The 16718-nt window shown below is 63.1% G+C and carries 13 protein-coding genes; 6 read left to right on the forward strand and 7 right to left on the reverse strand.

Annotated features, from left to right (window positions below; all coding sequences use genetic code 11):
- Positions 1-26 precede the first annotated feature (26 nt).
- The 3 genes from ACO550_RS09335 to ACO550_RS09345 all read right to left on the reverse strand — a co-directional run bounded on the left by ACO550_RS09335 (position 27) and on the right by ACO550_RS09345 (position 3458).
- Positions 27-515 carry an ankyrin repeat domain-containing protein gene (locus ACO550_RS09335; protein ID WP_485994720.1) on the reverse strand — a complete coding sequence of 163 codons (489 nt, stop codon included), beginning with the start codon at positions 513-515 and terminating at the stop codon, positions 27-29.
- Positions 516-598: 83 nt separating this feature from the next.
- The gene (locus ACO550_RS09340) at positions 599-2044 is read right to left on the reverse strand and encodes a catalase (protein WP_485994666.1); all 1446 of its coding nucleotides are present in this window, start codon (positions 2042-2044) and stop codon (positions 599-601) included.
- 241 nt (positions 2045-2285) lie between these two features.
- Positions 2286-3458 carry a diguanylate cyclase domain-containing protein gene (locus tag ACO550_RS09345; RefSeq protein WP_315595151.1) on the reverse strand — a complete coding sequence of 391 codons (1173 nt, stop codon included), beginning with the start codon at positions 3456-3458 and terminating at the stop codon, positions 2286-2288.
- Between the two features lie 302 nt (positions 3459-3760).
- Here ACO550_RS09345 and ACO550_RS09350 point away from each other — a divergent pair, with 302 nt between their 5' ends.
- The 3 genes from ACO550_RS09350 (at position 3761) to ACO550_RS09360 (ending at position 8756) form a co-directional block, all read left to right on the forward strand.
- Positions 3761-7546, forward strand: a complete 3786-nt coding sequence (locus tag ACO550_RS09350) for an autotransporter outer membrane beta-barrel domain-containing protein (protein WP_315595152.1) — start codon at positions 3761-3763, stop codon at positions 7544-7546.
- A 116-nt stretch (positions 7547-7662) separates the two neighbouring features.
- Positions 7663-7974, forward strand: coding sequence for a hypothetical protein (locus tag ACO550_RS09355; RefSeq protein ID WP_315595153.1), 312 nt, complete (start codon positions 7663-7665; stop codon positions 7972-7974).
- 116 nt (positions 7975-8090) lie between these two features.
- Positions 8091-8756: an alpha/beta hydrolase gene (locus ACO550_RS09360; RefSeq protein ID WP_315595154.1), complete on the forward strand. Its 666-nt coding sequence runs from the start codon at positions 8091-8093 to the stop codon at positions 8754-8756.
- A 10-nt stretch (positions 8757-8766) separates the two neighbouring features.
- On the opposite strand, the gene ACO550_RS09365 is transcribed toward ACO550_RS09360, so the two are convergent.
- The 4 genes from ACO550_RS09365 to ACO550_RS09380 form a co-directional block, all read right to left on the reverse strand.
- The gene (locus tag ACO550_RS09365; protein ID WP_315595235.1) at positions 8767-9567 is read right to left on the reverse strand and encodes a MipA/OmpV family protein; all 801 of its coding nucleotides are present in this window, start codon (positions 9565-9567) and stop codon (positions 8767-8769) included.
- A gap of 312 nt (positions 9568-9879) precedes the next feature.
- The gene (locus ACO550_RS09370; RefSeq protein WP_315595155.1) at positions 9880-10341 is read right to left on the reverse strand and encodes an ion channel; all 462 of its coding nucleotides are present in this window, start codon (positions 10339-10341) and stop codon (positions 9880-9882) included.
- Positions 10342-10724: 383 nt separating this feature from the next.
- Positions 10725-11144, reverse strand: coding sequence for a copper resistance protein CopQ (locus ACO550_RS09375; RefSeq protein WP_315595156.1), 420 nt, complete (start codon positions 11142-11144; stop codon positions 10725-10727).
- 414 nt (positions 11145-11558) lie between these two features.
- Positions 11559-12275, reverse strand: coding sequence for a CerR family C-terminal domain-containing protein (locus ACO550_RS09380; protein ID WP_315595157.1), 717 nt, complete (start codon positions 12273-12275; stop codon positions 11559-11561).
- A gap of 103 nt (positions 12276-12378) precedes the next feature.
- Here ACO550_RS09380 and ACO550_RS09385 point away from each other — a divergent pair, with 103 nt between their 5' ends.
- The 3 genes from ACO550_RS09385 to ACO550_RS09395 are packed head-to-tail and all read left to right on the forward strand — an operon-like array spanning position 12379 to position 16587.
- The gene (locus ACO550_RS09385; protein ID WP_315595158.1) at positions 12379-13533 is read left to right on the forward strand and encodes an HlyD family secretion protein; all 1155 of its coding nucleotides are present in this window, start codon (positions 12379-12381) and stop codon (positions 13531-13533) included.
- Positions 13526-15124 carry a DHA2 family efflux MFS transporter permease subunit gene (locus ACO550_RS09390; RefSeq protein WP_315595159.1) on the forward strand — a complete coding sequence of 533 codons (1599 nt, stop codon included), beginning with the start codon at positions 13526-13528 and terminating at the stop codon, positions 15122-15124. Before ACO550_RS09385 ends, ACO550_RS09390 begins: the two co-directional genes overlap by 8 nt.
- Positions 15125-15126: 2 nt before the next feature.
- Positions 15127-16587 (forward strand): efflux transporter outer membrane subunit, encoded by a 1461-nt coding sequence (locus ACO550_RS09395; protein ID WP_315595160.1) that lies wholly within the window; start codon positions 15127-15129, stop codon positions 16585-16587.
- The last annotated feature ends 131 nt before the right edge of the window (positions 16588-16718 follow it).

Raw genomic sequence — 16718 nt, forward strand, 5'->3', positions numbered from 1 at the left:
GCGGGAGAGGGGAGCAAAAAACACAGCTAGTGATGCCCGCCCCCGCGCCCGGCCATAAATGCCGCGGCATCCGCAGCCGTCATGCCACGATCATCACGCGCATCAGGATCCGCACCATGCGCCTTGAGCAGATCCACGATCTCCGTGCGCTGGAACATTGCCGCGGTCATCAGTGCCGTACGGCCATCGGGCGATGCGCCTTCGACGTCGGCGCCGTGTGCGAGCAGTATCTCGATGATTTCCTTGTAGCCCTTGTAGGCGGCACCCGCGATAGGTGTCTGGCCCATGGCATTGCGAATGTCCGGTGAGGCGCCGGCATCGAGCAATGCGCGCAGCGCGTCGGCGTGGCCGTGATACGCGGCCAGCATGACCAGCGTGTCGCCTTTCTCATTGCGCAGGTTTGGCGGCATGCCGCGTGCCATCAGCGCAGCCAGCGCCGTGGTATCGCCCTGGCGTGCCAGATCGAACACCTGGCCCAGCGCAGCGACCATGCGGGCTTCCTCTTCGGCGGTCATGGTAGGGGCTTGAGGTTGGTCCATCGTTTTCTCGCTGGGTAGGGTTCTCCTCTCCCGCGGATGAGAGAGGAGAATGCCCCGGGTTACTTCGCTTCGATCTTCTCGATTGCCGCAGCCACACCGGCACCATAGGCGGGGTCAGCCGCCGTGCAATGCTTGATGTGGGTCTGCTGCACCGGCTTCGACACGCCCTTGATGGCACGCGCCGTATTGTCGAACAACACTTGCTGCTGCGCCGGCGACATCAGGCGAAACAGCGCGCCGACTTGCGAGAAGTAGTCATCGTCGACGCGATGATTCCATTGGTCGGCCGTGCCTTCGAGCGTCAGCGGCGGCTCGCGGAAGTCGGGTTGCTCGGCCCACTCGCCCCTGGTGTTCGGCTCGTAGGCAATGGTGCCGCCCTGGTTGTTGTCGATGCGCATGCGGCCGTCACGATGGTAGCTGTTGACGTACTTGGCTGCCTTTGGCGCGTTAACCGGAATCAGGTGGTGATTGACACCGAGGCGGTAACGTTCGGCATCGCCGTACGAGAACAGGCGGCCCTGCAGCATCTTGTCCGGCGAGAAGCCGATGCCTGGCACGATCGTGGACGGTGCGAACGCCGACTGCTCGACCTCGGCAAAATGGTTTTCGGGATTGCGGTTCAGCTCCAGCACGCCCACTTCGATCAGCGGATAGTCCTTCTTCGGCCAGACCTTGGTCAGGTCGAACGGGTTGTAACGGTATTTGCCGGCCTCGGCTTCGGGCATGATCTGCACGCAGAGCTTCCAGCGCGGGAACTCGCCACGTTCGATCGATTCGTACAGGTCGCGCTGGTGATACTCGCGATCCTGGCCAGTGACCTCTGCCGCTTCGGCATCGGTCAGGTTCTGGATGCCTTGCTGGGTAACAAAGTGGAACTTGACCCAGTAGCGCTCCATGTCCTTGTTGATGAAGCTGTAGGTATGGCTGCCGAAACCGTGCATATGGCGCCAGCTGCGCGGAATGCCGCGGTCGCTCATGACGATGGTGACTTGATGCAGCGCCTCGGGCAGGCCGGTCCAGAAGTCCCAGTTGTTTTCGGCGCTACGCATGCCGGTGCGCGGATCGCGCTTGACGGCGTGGTTCAGGTCGGGGAATTTCAGCGGATCGCGCAGGAAGAACACCGGCGTGTTATTGCCGACCATGTCCCAGTTGCCTTCCTCCGTATAGAACTTGATGGCGAAACCGCGAATGTCACGCTCGGCATCGGCAGCGCCACGCTCGCCGGCGACCGACGAGAAGCGCATGAAGAGTTCGGTTTTCTTGCCGATCTCCGAAAACAGGTTGGCACGCGTGTACCTGGTGATGTCATGGGTCACCGTGAACGTGCCATAGGCGCCCGAGCCTTTGGCATGCATGCGGCGTTCAGGAATGACTTCGCGGTCGAAATGGGCCAGCTTTTCCAGGAACCAGACATCCTGCAGAAGCGCGGGGCCACGCGGGCCGGCGGTCTGGATATTGTTGTTGTCGACGACGGGCGCGCCGAAAGCGGTCGTGAGCTTTTTCATGGAGATCCTTGATGGGGTGGCAGGCAGTTGCGAATCCGGCCTGTTCATGTTCAGGGCGTCGATGGCACTATCGCAGATGCAATACGACAAGTCATATCGTATTGATCAATCACCGCGATAGGCATCAGACTTTCTGGTTAGAGAATTAAATGTTTTAATAGTCTGGACATGCGATGGTTTCGGCCAGACGGGTTTTCCGGCAGCAACTGACCGGTGACTGACCGGTGACTGACCGGCGGGCTCAGTCGTCGGCCGTCGCGAACTGGAACTGACCCTTGCCCTGGGCCTTGGCCCGGTACAGGGCCCGGTCTGCCAGATGCAGGATATCGTCGGCAGTCAGGCCGTCGGGGCGGACATGCGCAATGCCGATACTGGCACCAAGCTGGGCGTGGTGGCCGGTGGACAGTACGAACGGCGTACTCATTTCGCGCAGTACGTCGTGGGCCAGGGCCTGTACGCTGTGTTCGCTTTCGTTGCGTAGCACAATCACGAACTCGTCACCGCCGATCCGATAGACGAGGCCGCGTCCCGGCACCGCGCCGCGCAGGCGCTCACCCACGCGTACCAGCAGTTCGTCGCCACTGCCATGGCCAAAAGAATCGTTGATGGGCTTGAATCCATCAAGGTCCAGATACAGCAGCGTGAGATAGCGACCGGCGGCCATGCGTTGCGCGCTCACCTCGCGGATTTCCGACAGCAGGCTCGAGCGGTTCAGCAGGCCGGTCAGCGAATCGTGGCGCGCCCGGTGCGCGTTCTCTCTTTCAGAACGCATGGTGGCGACCACCATCGCATTCATGCGGAACGACGCGCTGGTCATGCTGATGACATAGACCGGTAGCTGCAGCAGCGTCAGCAGGAAGACCGGCTCGTGCGCCAGTAGCGCGCCGACACAGATCGGACCCAGGCTCAGCAGGATCATCATGGCCGTCATACGCGGCGCGCCGTAATTGCGGAAACAGATGCCGCCACACATGGCCGCGGCGGACAGGCATGCCATTGCCGCGCATAGCCAATCGCCGCTGACCACGCTCAGGTATGCGCCAATTCCAACGCTGGCGGCCCACGCCAGCGTCAGCAACATGTGCCAGTCGGTGGGCGTCGGGCGCCCTGCGCGGGCAGCCCGGCGCGCGCGGAACAGCACGATCACGCGCGCCATGCAGATAAGCGCTTCGCATGCCAGCCAGGCCAGGAATTCAGGGCGCCACAGATGAATGGTGATGACCGTGGCCACCATCAGCGTATTGAGAATGCCGCCGAAGAAAATCGATAGCGTGCCGAACAGGCTGCCGACCAATGCTTCGCGAATCTCGGAGGGCACGTCGCGGCCAGGCTCCGCAAGCCAGCGCGTGAAGCGCCAGCGCGGCGCGCTGTAGGCCTGACCCGACAGGAACATGGGGGAGTAGCTTTGACTCATTGCGCAGACATTCTGCCAGAGCCACGCTACGCCGCGTGCACCGAAAAGGGGGGTATTGCCGTGGAGCGTCCACGACAGCTTGCATCAAGCGACCCGATTTTTACACTGCGCTATACATGCGGTCAGCGAAATTTCACACTCCGCGATTTGAATGAAACGACGCGATGATATAGAAATTAATAAACGCATTGGGGTGAATATGGATGATTATGTTCATCGTCAATGGCCATATTAAATAAAATCGCGATCTCATTATCTGAATGGCCAGATATGTGCGGGTTCGCGAACCAGGGAATTTTCGCATGACGCAGATACGCCGCTGCATCGGACCAGTCATGCGAATCAAGGCAAGACCGCGCCGCATTTACGCAACCGTGCTGGCGAGCCTTGCAACGTCCGCGCACTCGGTCACCATAGTCAGCCCGAGCACGACCGGCATCACGCTTTCCAGCGATACCGAATACCGGCTCGAAGCAGGCAGCACGGTAACCACTACGACTGGTGACGCGATTGCGGTGCAAGGCATTGCGCCGGCAACTTTCAGCAATGCGGGTTCGATCCTTGGCTCGACGGACAGCCGGGCGTCGGGCATCAGCTTCCATGTGCCCGGTTCATTCACCAATGAAGCTACCGGACTGGTTCATGGCATGACGTTCGGTGTACTGATGACGGGCGGTGGCAGCGGCAACAATGTGGTCAACCATGGCGACATCAGCGTGCAGGCCAGTCATGCAATTTATTACGATACCAATACCAGTGGGACAGTCGATAACTATGGCACGTTGAATAACGGTACCGCAGGATCGGTGCATTCCAGCGCCGATGGCGTATATGTGCATACCACCGGTAATGTCACGATCAATAATCATGGGGGCGCGGTAATCAAGACTGGCGTCAACGACACGAGCTACAGCTTCGGCGTCATCGTCGAACTTGGCAATGTTGTGATCAATAACGACGGGTTGATCGACGGCTTTGCCGGTGGCATCCGCAGCACGACCGGCAATCCGATCCAGATTGCCAACAGCGCAACCGGCACGATTCACGGCAACGCGGGACCCGGCGTACAGGTCGCGCACGACGGTGTCATTACCAACAACGGCGCGGTGGCCAGCGTGAAAAGTCCCGCCATCGTGCTTACCGGCGCAAACAACCGCGTGATACTGGGCACCGGGTCGCGGCTCGATGGCAGCAACAACGTAGCAATCTCCAGCCAGGGCACTGGCAACACCATCCTGCTGGAAGGCAGCGGCAATGAGGACGGCGATTTCATTGCCACGCAAGGCAATGGTTTCGCCACACTAACGGCGAATACGGGTAGCGACTGGACGCTGGCCGGCAATGCCAGCATGAGTGGAAGCGCCGCAGCGACGGTTTCGGTGGCAGGAAGCCTGACGCTGGGCGGCACCGTCGCCATCGACGGCGGTGGTGGTACCACGGTGGGCAGTGGCGGGCGGTTGACGTTGGGTACGGGTGGCGCCGGCGGAATGGTGACAGGCAATATCGCCAACGATGGCACCATCGTCGCGCGCCGCAGCGACAACTTCCAGATCGCGGGACTCCTGAGCGGTGCGGGGACGCTGGTCCAGTCAGGCAGCGGCATCACGGCCTTGACCGGGGCCGGATCGACCCAGGGCGCGGTCTCGGTGGAAGCCGGCGCGCTGCTGTTTGCGCAGAACGGCTCGTTTACGGCGACTGGTGACTACACCACGGCGGCGGGCGCGACGACGGCGATATCGGGCAAATCCACGCTGGTAGTCGGTAACCGGTTCACAACCAATGGGACCCTCGACGTCGCGGTGGGCAGCAACAAGCAGGACATTACGGCCAGCACGGCGACTATCGGGCCTGGGGCGGCATTCAACCTGATTGGCTACACCGCGGCGGCCACGGCCAGCGTTTCGGATCTGGCATCGAGCGCGTTCACGGTGATCCATACCACCACGGCCAATGGCTTGAGCGGGACGTTCCAGACGGTGCGGCTCGGTGGCACGGCAAGCACGGTCGACTACCTGACCCTGACGTCGACTTACACGCCGCAGAACTTTGTCGTGGGCCTTGGGCTTACCTGGTACGCGGCCCACAGTACGTCGCCGCAGACCGCGGCCGGCACATTCACGCTGGCGAATGCCGCCGACAGCTTCGAACTCGATGCCGTGCTGGTCGATCAGGCGCCCAACGACGTGACTGGCTGGGATGGCCGGACGCTGACCAAGGCGGGTCCGGGCACGCTGCAGTTGTCCAAGCCCAGCCGCTATACGGGCGCCACGCTGATCGAGGGCGGGACGTTGCTGGCCGGTGTGGACAACGCCGTTGCCATGAGCGAGCGGGTAACCGTCAATGCGGGCGCCACGCTTGATCTCAACGGCTTCGACCAGACCGTGAACAACCTGTCAGGCGCCGGCACTATCGCGCTCGGTAGTGCAACGCTAACCGTCAACCATGCGCTCGACGGTGTTTTCGATGGCGTAATTGGCGGGACCGGTGGTCTCGGCAAAACTGGCGCGGGCGCATTGACGCTGACGCGTGATCAGACCTATGGCGGCAATACCACGGTCAATGCCGGCGCGCTGATCCTGGACAATGGCGCGCGGCTGCTCAATACCGCGCAGGTGACAGTGGCACAAGGTGCAACGCTGGGTGGTTACGGTGGGGTCGGAGGCACGGTCATCAACCACGGGGTACTCGCGGTGGCCGATGCGGCCCCGGGGTTTTCGAGTCGTCCGGCCGGCGGGTTCGTGGTGGGCGGTTCGCTGGTGAACTACGGCGAAATTCGCATGGGCAGTCCGGTACCGTCGAGCAGCTTGACGGTCAATGGCAATTACACCGGCAACGATGGCCGCATGACGCTGTTCACGGCGTTGGGCGACGATGCCTCGGCAACCGACCGGCTGGTGGTGCATGGCAATACTGCCGGGCAGACATCGGTGAGCATCCGCAACGCCGGCGGCACGGGCGCGCAGACCATCCATGGCATCCGCATCGTACAGGTGGATGGGCAGTCCGATGGCCTGTTCATGCTCGACGGACGCGTGGTGGCGGGCGCGTATGAGTACAGCCTGTACAAGGGCGGAGTGAGTTCGCCCGATGATGGGGACTGGTATCTGCGTTCACTGTCGACCGAGCCGACACAGGTGCCACGCCCGGAAACCGGCGCGTACCTTGCCAATCAGCTCGTGGCGCAGGCGATGTTCGCGCACACCTATCACGATCGTGCCGGATGGCCGGACGCGCTTGGTGCAGATGGCGGGGTACGTGCCATACCGAACGGCTGGGCCCGCATAGCGGGCGGTCATGCCGATGGCAATGCGGCGGGCGGCGGCATCAGCGAGTCGGCCGACACCTTCGTGATGCAGGCGGGCATCGACCTGCTGCACCGCGTAACACTGTGGGGCCGGTGGCAGGCCGGCGTGATGGCTGGCTATGGCACGTCAACCACGCACGCCAGCGCGCGCGGCAATCCTGCCATTGCACGCGGCACCGTGAACGGCGTAGGCGCCGGAATCTACGGTACATGGCATGGCAATCCGGATCGGACCGATGGCCCATATGCCGATACGTGGGTGCAATACGGCAACTTCGACAACACGGTAAAGGGCAACGGGCTCGCCGGTGAGAACTATGCGAGCCAGGTCTGGTCAGGCTCGCTCGAAGCCGGCTGGGCGATTCCGGTTGGCCACACTGGTAGCGGCGTAGTGCAAGTCGAACCGCAGTTGCAACTGATCTACACGGACTATCGGTCGGGGCGCCATGCCGAAGCCAACGGTACGGTGGTCGAGGGCCGGGAAAGCGGCGGACTGGCAACGCGACTGGGGGCACGCCTGTTCCACGTACCGAATGCCGGCGCCGCGCCTGCTTGGTCGCCCTATGTGGAACTCAACTGGTGGCACAACAGCCGCGGCAACGTCATAGCCTTCGACAACGTCGCGGTAGCCCAGGATGGCCCTCGCAACCGCGTCGAGACAAAGGTCGGAGCCCAGGCACAGATCGGCCGGCACTGGCGCATGTGGGGCAACATTGCCTATCAGTACGGCAACGGTGGGTACGAAAGCATCACCGGACTGCTTGGCGTTCGGTACATGTGGTAACTGCCGCAGTGCAGCAGTCGGGCGAGTGACTTTGGCGGCCGCTGCATGCAGGTTTACCGTGCCTTTTCGGGCCGCGCTTATATCCTTACATGGAAAACAACCCGCAGGAGAGGACGATGCAAGCGAGGTTTGCGCGCGGCATTGCGCAGACGCCACTGACGGTGGCGGCCCGGGAATATCCGCTGGCGGAGGAGGCCGCCATGCCCGAGGTCGGCGACCTGGTGACGGTCTACAGTCAGGACCTGGAAACCGAATTCAGCATCCGCCTGAACGCCGTGGCGGGGCCCGATCTCTGGTACGGCGTGATCTATGCCATCAACCGCGGCGCGGAGATGCTGGTCGTAGCGGAAGGGCTCGAACTCGACGACGTGGTCAGCGTGCGACGACAGGAAATTGCGTCGGTCATCAAGGCAGACCATCACCATTGAATGTTTTAGTCGGCAGGCAGGGCGGACAGCGGACGTTGCCGCCCGGGCCCGGCTGAAGGTATGCTGCGTGCGCAGATTCGTGTCAACGCACGCCTTCCCGGCCGGTAGCCGTACTCATGTCCTCTTCCTTTACACCCTCCGCGACCACCCGCTCGTTTATCGCAGGCCCCGCGGGGCAGCTCGAAGTTCTTGTCGATACGCCCGCTGGCACGCCACTCGGCGTTGCCGTGGTTGCGCATCCGCACCCGAGCCAGGGTGGTACCGCCGAGCACAAGATTCCTCAATTTCTGGCGCGCGCATTGCAGGCGCATGGTTTCCTGACGCTGCGGCCGAACTACCGCGGCGTGGGGCAGAGCGAAGGGCAGTACGACGAAGGCAATGGCGAAACCGACGACGTGATGGCGGTGATCCGTCATGTTCAGGCCGAGCATCCCGCGCTGCCATTGGCGCTCGCCGGTTTCTCGTTCGGCGCGTTTGTCCAGACACGCGCTGCCGAACGCCTGGTCGCGGCCAACGAACCGATCGCCCACCTGATCCTGACCGGCATGCCGGCTGGAGCGTTGTCGGAAACGCTGTCCTATGACACGCCGGTGGTACCCGCCAATGCGCTGATCGTGCATGGCGAAAGCGACGAACGTGTGCCGCTGGCCAATGTCTTCAACTGGGCGCGGCCGCAGGAATTGCCCGTGGTGGTGTTGCCGGGCGCGGGCCATTTCTTCACCGGCAAGCTGCAGGGCCTGAAGCGGGTGGTAGAGGGCTACCTGAACCGTCCCGCTTCGTAGATGCTGGAAGTCAGAACTGGTAGTTGATCGAAATATCGCCGGTCAGGCTGGTCGAGTGCGACGTTACCGGGCTGCTACGCGCATCGCCCACCAGTGCCGATACGCCGATGTCGGCCGTGGTAAACCAGTTCTTGCCGAAGAACCACATCGCCGAGATCCCGCCGCCGTACGACTTGATGCCGGCGCTGGCGCGGTGCTGCGGTAACCCCGAGCGGGCCGACTGATCGGCCGACACGCCGTACCAGCGGCTCATGTAGGCGGAATCGGCAAAGGTCATGGTGGGGCCGGCGAACCAGAAGAACTTATCGTTGCTGCCCGGTAGTGGCATATAGGCGCCGATATCGCCGATGACGCCGTTGGCACCGCCGAACTGCCGCCGGATGTTGGCGCGGACCACCAGCGGGAATTCCTTGGAGACCACGTATTCGGCGAACAGCTTCGACTCCAGCGCCATGCCGATATTGCCGAGCCCGCCCAGGTGATCATGGTCGTGTTTCTCGCGGCGACCGAAGTCATAGGTCAGCGCAATACCGGCCCGCACGTGGTCGGAATGGATGATGTTCCAGCCCAGGCCCTCGCCGGTCGACAGGAAAGCCAGATCGCGATAGCGGACGTCGATGGTCGGGCCCGCCAATACAAAGTAGTTACTGGTGCCTTCGTAATACGGCCGGAGGCTGGCGGCCGCGCCAACGCGGACTTCCCATTTCTGCGGTTCGCCTTCGAACATCTTCTCCAGCGGCACACCCACCGAGTACTGCCATTCGGCCAGTGGCGCCGGGGTTTGCGCGTGGGCACGCTGGGAGCCCAGCATGGCCAAAGCCGCCAGCAGTACCGGCGCGAGCCAGCGGACTGCCTGTGCCAGTTGGGTGGATCTTGTGAACTGGCGCCACAGGCTCGGGCACTGCGGGGTGGTCGACAACACTTGGGCTCTCCGGTCTTCAGGTTGCCCCGGACGGGGCGGAATCGACAACTAACGGGGCAGCACGCCGTCTGGATGACGGCAACTTATCATTTCACCGAAGTCGCGGGCCCACAACTTCCATAAGTCCCACAACCGTGTAGGAAGGGCGCCGATTTCCACGTTCGTCAGCCGTCTGAATCCGCTTGCGCAGCCTCGACCGGTTCAATCGGAGCCCATACTTTCGTCGCTACGCCAGTCGCTCCGCATGATCAGGAACGTAAACGACGTGGACCAGCCAATCAGGATCAGGCCAACCAATGGTTGCACCGACGCCAGCAATCGTAGCGGCCCAAGCGGAAAGATATCGCCAATGCTTTGCGTGGTGAACGTTTCGAGCGAGAAATAGATGTAGGCAATCGCGCCATGCTCGCGCATGCCGCTGAGCCGGCCAATGCCGAGGATGTCGGCACCCAGCCAGTAGCCGGCGCTGAACACGATGGCTTCAACGCAGTGGGTGATGATGATCAGCACGATGACCGCGCCGATATTGAGCTTGCCGCTGAGCCGCTTCGGGTGAAACGCCGAGATCAGTCGCAGGGCTTCATAGTGGATGCCGACGCAGAGCACGGTCAGCGTGGCGGTGAGCCCGACGGAGATCAGGTAGTTGAGCGGGGTTTCAAACATTGTCCGGCGTCGTGGCGGGTTCGAACGATTCGAACGGTAGACGGCCAGACTATACGGCGGTTTGCCGTGTGTAAATCCATGTTCGGGCACAGGCGCGCGAACATGATGGCCCGCCAGGGACGACGAGCCCATATGCGCAATCGCCAGGAATGCCGGTCTGTCAGTGAGACCGGGCGCAGTCCTGGCGATTGGTGCGTGCCGGTATCAGACCGGCAATGCCGTGGCGACGAGTGCCGCCGCGGCGCCGCTGGCGGCACTGAGTGCCAGCCAGCCACCCAGAAGCAGGGCGCTGTTCTTGAAGCTCATGATGGACTCCGGTTCATGGTTACCGAAGCCCATCGGGCTCCGGTTACTGCTGGTTTGCCGCTTGCATCCGGCGGGCCTCAGGCCTTGGCGCCGTCGGTGTAGACGTCGGGGGTACGGGCGCCGTCGTAGTACGGGCTGCGCGGTTCGTTCACGCCACGGGCACCGTCGTAGTACGGGTCAACCTTGCGGGCCGGGCTGGCAGACACGCCCACGCGGTCCAGGCCGGCTACGATGCGTGCGCCATCGGTGTACGGATCAGCCTTGCCAACCTTGGCGCCGTCGGTGTACGGGTCAGCCTTGCCAACGCGTGCGCCTTCGGTGAACGGGTCGAACTTGCCGGCGCGTGCACCGTCGGTGAAGGCGCTGCGCTGGTCGTTCACGCGGTAGGTGTAGCCGTAGACTTCGCCGGCCTTCTGGACGGCGGGGGCGGCTTGGGCGGCACCGGCAACGAATGCGGCTGCGAGGGCGGCGGCGGTAACGAGGGTCTTGGCGTTCATGATGCTCTCCTTGCTAAGTGCCCGGGCGGTCTCGTCTGTTGGTTCGGATCGCGGGGGCAGTGTCTATTGCGTTTGCGGATCTTCTTTCTTGCTGCTATCTACTGGTAGGTAGGTGCTTGGGGCTAAAAAAAAAGACCGCTTCCGGTATTACTGATTGACTGCCTGGTGTTGCGTGGATCGGTGCCTGCTGCGTCCTGCTGTGTGCTGCGTGCGTCGTCCATGGCTCGAATAGTATCTACTACTAGATAGACAAGCAAGGGGAATTTGCAGTGCACAATCATAAGAACGCCAAATCGATGCGGTATCGGTTTGCTCAAGCCGTGAAAGTTTGAGCTTTGGCAGCGATAACCCGTTGATTTATAAAAATAAATAAATCAAGGCTATCGCTGCTCGGCAGCAATTAGAGTAAATACTCTATTTTTTAGTGTCGCGCTGATTGCGTTGGGCAACCAGCCCCAGCAGCAGGATCCGCGTATGTTCCTGTAGTACATCCTGCACCCGCTGGGTCTCGGCTTCACCGTAACCCTCCCACTCCAGCGCGCGCAGCACGTGTCGGCGCATCACCTTGAAGGCCGCGATCTGGCTATCGATGGCGATAGTGCGGATGCGGGTGTTCTCGTCGGTAGCGGGCTGGCCCAGCAAGCGGCCAATCAACGCGGACGTCAGCGCAAACAGGCGCCGGTTGATGCCGGCATCGATGCGCTCGAATGCCGTGGGCGGCCCCAGGCCCGCGCGCTCGCGCGCCATGAATTGGCGCCAGTGGTCAGTCTCGGGACATTCGTACAGGAACATCGCAAAGCGCGCCTGCAGTGCCAGATAGGTGTCGATCAGTTCGGTATCGGTCGCGTCCGGCCGGGCCAGCACCGCCTCTGCCTCGACCACCACATCCTGCACCATGGCAAATGCACGCTCGACGAAGTAGTCGATGCACGCCAGGTACACGCCTTCCTTGTTGTCGAAGTAGTACTGCAGCGCTGGCGCGTTGACGCTGGCCTCGCGTGCGATATCGCGCGTCGATGCGCCATCGAAGCCATGCACTGCAAACAGACGCATTGCCGCTTCAATGATGCGCGCCCGGGTTTCTTCCCCACGCTGGTAGCCGCCCTCTGCCGCAGGCCTGTGTCGAGCCATCTTGCCGTTTCTCCGTACCTGAACAGGGTGAAATATATCAGTTGACAGATTTCTTCCAAGTGGAATAATTGCGCAGCCTTCCCGACTCTCAGGTCTGCGTCTCATGTCCGCCCCCACTACTGCCGCACCCGCTACACCCGCAGGTGTGGCCCCTTCGTCTCATCCCTCCACCCGCGCCGCGCGCCGCCGGTCAATCCTGATCGGCATAGGCCTGTTGCTGCTGGCTGCCGCGCTCGCGGTCGGCGCACGCTGGTGGTTCCATGGCCGCTTTATTGAAAGCACCGATGACGCCTATATCCAGGCTGACAGCGTGACGGTTGCCCCGAAAGTCAGCGGCTATGTGGCCGAGGTCTACGTGCGGGACAACCAGCAGGTCAGCGCGGGCCAGGAACTGGTGCGGCTCGATAACCGGCAATACCAGGCGGCCTTTGACGAAGCCCAGGCTAACGTAGCATCGCGGCAGGCCGATGTGGCGCGCGCCGATGCCGATCTGCAACAGCAGAAGGCCAGGATCGCCCAGGCAGCAGCAGAAGTGGACGGCGCCCGCGCCAATGCGCGCTATGCCGCTTCGCAGGTGGAACGTTACGCGCCGCTCGTGAAATCGGGTGCCGAAACCGAGGAACGTACCGCCGAACTGCGCAATGCGCAGACGCGCGCCTCCACCACGCTGGCTGCCAATGAAGCCGCGCTGCGCGTGGAGCAAAGCCAGACCGTGACACTGCAGACCCGTCTGCAACAGGCCGGCGCCCAGCTGGAAGTTGCACAAGCCAGCGCGCGCAAGGCGAAGCTCGATCTGGAAGACACCATCGTGCGCGCCACCACGGCAGGGCGCGTGGCTGACAAGGGCGTACGCGTGGGCCAGTTCGCCCAGCCCGGTACGCGACTGCTGACCGTGGTGCCAGTGCAGGACCTGTACCTGACGGCCAATTTCAAGGAAACCCAGGTGGGCCGCATGCGCCCCGGACAAACCGTAACGCTGCACGTTGACGCGCTGTCCGGTGAACCGCTGCATGGCGTGGTCGACAGCCTGTCACCGGGTACCGGCTCGCAGTTCGCGCTGCTGCCTGCGCAGAACGCCACGGGCAATTTCACGAAGATCGTCCAGCGGGTGCCGGTGCGCATCCATGTGGATGTTCCTGGCGATGCGCGTCCGGTACTGGTGCCTGGCCTGTCGGTGGTGGTCGATGTGGATACCCGCGACCTGCAGCCGGCCAAGGCCCAGGCACCGAAGCTGGCAACCGGGGCCAGCCATGGCTGATGCCGGTGTTGCCGGTCATCATCAGGCAGAGCCGTTGGCACAGCAGCCAAACGCGTCCGCGGCCGACTGGATTGCAGTTGCCGCGGGCTCGCTGGGCGCCTTGCTGGCCACGCTCGACATCTCGATCACCAACTCGGCGTTGCCGCAGATCCAGGGGCAGATTGGCGCCGCGGGCACCGAGGGCACATGGGTCTCCACCGGCTACCTGATGGCGGAGATCGTGATCATTCCGCTGACCGCGTGGCTGACGCGCGTGTTCGGGCTGCGCCGTTTCCTGATGTGGAACGCGCTGCTGTTCACCGCTTTCTCAATGATGTGCGGCCTGTCGCATAGCCTGCCAGAAATGGTGATTGGCCGGATTGGGCAGGGGTTTGCCGGCGGGGCCATGATTCCGACCGCGCAAACCATCGTGCGAACCCGGCTGCCGCGTCACCAGATGCCAATCGGCATGTCGATGTTCGGCCTGATCGTGCTGCTGGGGCCATTGCTCGGTCCAGTGGTTGGTGGCTGGCTGGCGGAGAACATCAACTGGCGCTGGTGCTTCTTTCTCAATCTGCCGATCACGGCCGTACTGGTGCCGCTGCTGTACTTCGGGCTACGTGCTGAGCGGGCCAACTTCGAGGCGTTCTTCAAGGCTGACTGGCTTGGCATCGTCGGTCTCGCCATCGGGCTCAGCTCGTTGACCGTGGTGCTCGAGGAAGGGCAGCGCGAGCAGTGGTTCGAGTCGCAAACCATCGTCTACCTGTCCGTGCTGACGGCGATTGGGCTATCGATGATGCTGGTCAGCCAGTTCACGGCCCGTCAGCCCATCGTGCGGCTCAGGTTGCTGCTGAACAAGAACTACGCCAGCGTGATCCTGATCGTGTCGGTAGTTGGCGCGGGCCTGTATGGCGTGTCGTACCTGCTGCCACAGTTCCTGGCCACCATTGCCGGCTATAACGCCGAGCAGGCCGGCGGGATCATGTTGATATCGGGCCTGCCCGCCTTCCTGCTGATGCCGGTGTTGCCGCGCATCCTTGGCAAGTTCGACAGCCGCTGGCTGGTGATCACCGGGCTGGTCTGCTTCTTCGGCAGTTGCATGCTCGATATCGGCCTGACCGCCGACAGCGTTGGCCATGATTTCACGGTGTCGCAGGTGCTGCGCGGCTTTGGCCAGATCCTGGCCATGATGCCGCTGAACCAGGCCTCGATGGCTGCGGTGGCCACGCATGAGGCTGGCGATGCCGCCGGCCTCTACAACATGGCACGCAACCTCGGCGGTTCGATCGGCCTGGCTTTGCTCGGCACGTTGATCGATCGCCGCAATGCGTACCACGATGCGGTGATTCGTGAGTCGGTCACGGCCAACAGCTCGATCGGGCAGGACCACATGACGTCGAGCATCGCCGGCTTCGTGGCGCAAGGTGGTGATTTTGCCCACGCGCAACTGCAGGCCGTTGCACAGCTGAGTGGCCAGATTGCGCGACAGGCCGCCGTGATGACCTTCTCCGAAACCTTCTTTGCCCTCGGTATCGCCTTGCTGTGCTGCGTGCCGTTGGCCCTGCTACTCAAGCAGCCCCGCCCGGGCGCGCCCGTATCCACCGGTCATTGATCATGGTTGCTCTCAAACACGCCAGGCTGCCGAGCCTGGTTGCGCTGGCCGCAGCGCTGCTTGCCGCCGGCTGTACCGTCGGCCCCGACTATCGCAATGCGCCCCAGGTGGCCGCCAATGCCATCGACGCGGGCAAGTTTCCGCATGCCCCGACAGTGGCTGACAGTACCGTGCCGGGCGTGGCGGACTGGTGGCACGCCATGGGCGATGCGCAGCTCGATGGGCTGATCGAAACGGCACTCAAGGACAGCCCCGATATCGATGCCGCGCGTGCCCGCGTGCGGCAGGCGCGTGCGGGACTGGACAGCAACAAGGCCAACCTGCTGCCCAAGGTGGGCTTCGACGCCGCCATGCTGCGCACGCGTTCGCCCGATCTGTCCGCGTTGTCGGGCGGATCTTCCGGCGGCGGTCGCGGACCGTTGTCGCTCTACATTGCCAGCTTCGATGCAAGCTGGGAAATCGACCTGTTCGGCGGCACACGCCGCTCGATCGAGGCGGCGTCCGCCGAGGCCGACGCTGCGTCAGCGCAGCTGGCCGATGCCCATGTGCAACTGGCGGCCGAGGTAGCCCAGGCGTATGTGTCGCTGCGTGAGCAGCAGGCCAGCCTGGCGCACCTGCAGGACTCGGAGAAACTCGAAGCCGACATGCTCGACCTCACGCAGCAACGTCGCGCACGCGGCGTGGCTTCGCAACTGGAAGTGGAGCGGCTGCTTACGCAGCTGGACAACACACGTGCGCAGATGTCGCCCGTGCAGGCCAGCATTGCCGAATCGTTCGACCAGCTTGCGCTGCTGACCGGCCGCGCACCAGGCGAGCTCGATGCCGAGTTGGCCGCGCCCAAGCCGCTGCCTGCCGTGCCGGAAACGGTGGCAGTCGGCGATCCGGCCGCGTTGCTGAAAGCACGCCCCGATATTCGCGCGGCCGAGCGTCGGCTGGCATCGAGCACGGCACAGATCGGTGTACGCAAGGCCGACTGGTTCCCCAAGCTGTCGCTGCTTGGCTCGCTTGGTTTCAGCGCCATGGACCCCGGCCATCTGGTGCGCAAGGACAACGGCACATGGCTGACCTTGCCGCGCCTGCAATGGAATATCCTCGACTTCGGCCGTGTGGCCGCAGGCGTGGACAGTGCCGAAGGCGGCCGCGACGAGGCATTTGCAAACTACCGGGGCACGGTACTGAAGGCACTGCGCGATGCCGACGTGGCGCTGTCGCGCTACGGTCACCAGCGCGAACACGTGGTGGTACTGCGCCGCGTCGAGGCTTCCGCCGAACGCGCCTCAACGCTGCAGCAGCAGCGTTACCGTGCCGGCACGGCCAGCATGCTCGAATGGCTCGACGTCGAACGCACACGCGTAGTGGCCCAGCAGGACCGCATCTCGGGCGACGCAAACCTGCTCAAGGACTATGTGTCGCTGCAAAAGGCGCTTGGACTGGGATGGCAGACGGCAGCACCGGCTTCCTGACGTAATTCCCCGGTGTTCTCCCCTCTCCCGCAGTGCGGGAGAGCGGAGCAAGACACCCACCCCTTGCCGGATAAAACCCGACACGCAAACCAGACGGAAACGGCTGTTCCATTGCGCGGTCACCACTGCAG

Source organism: Cupriavidus sp., assembly GCF_057315035.1.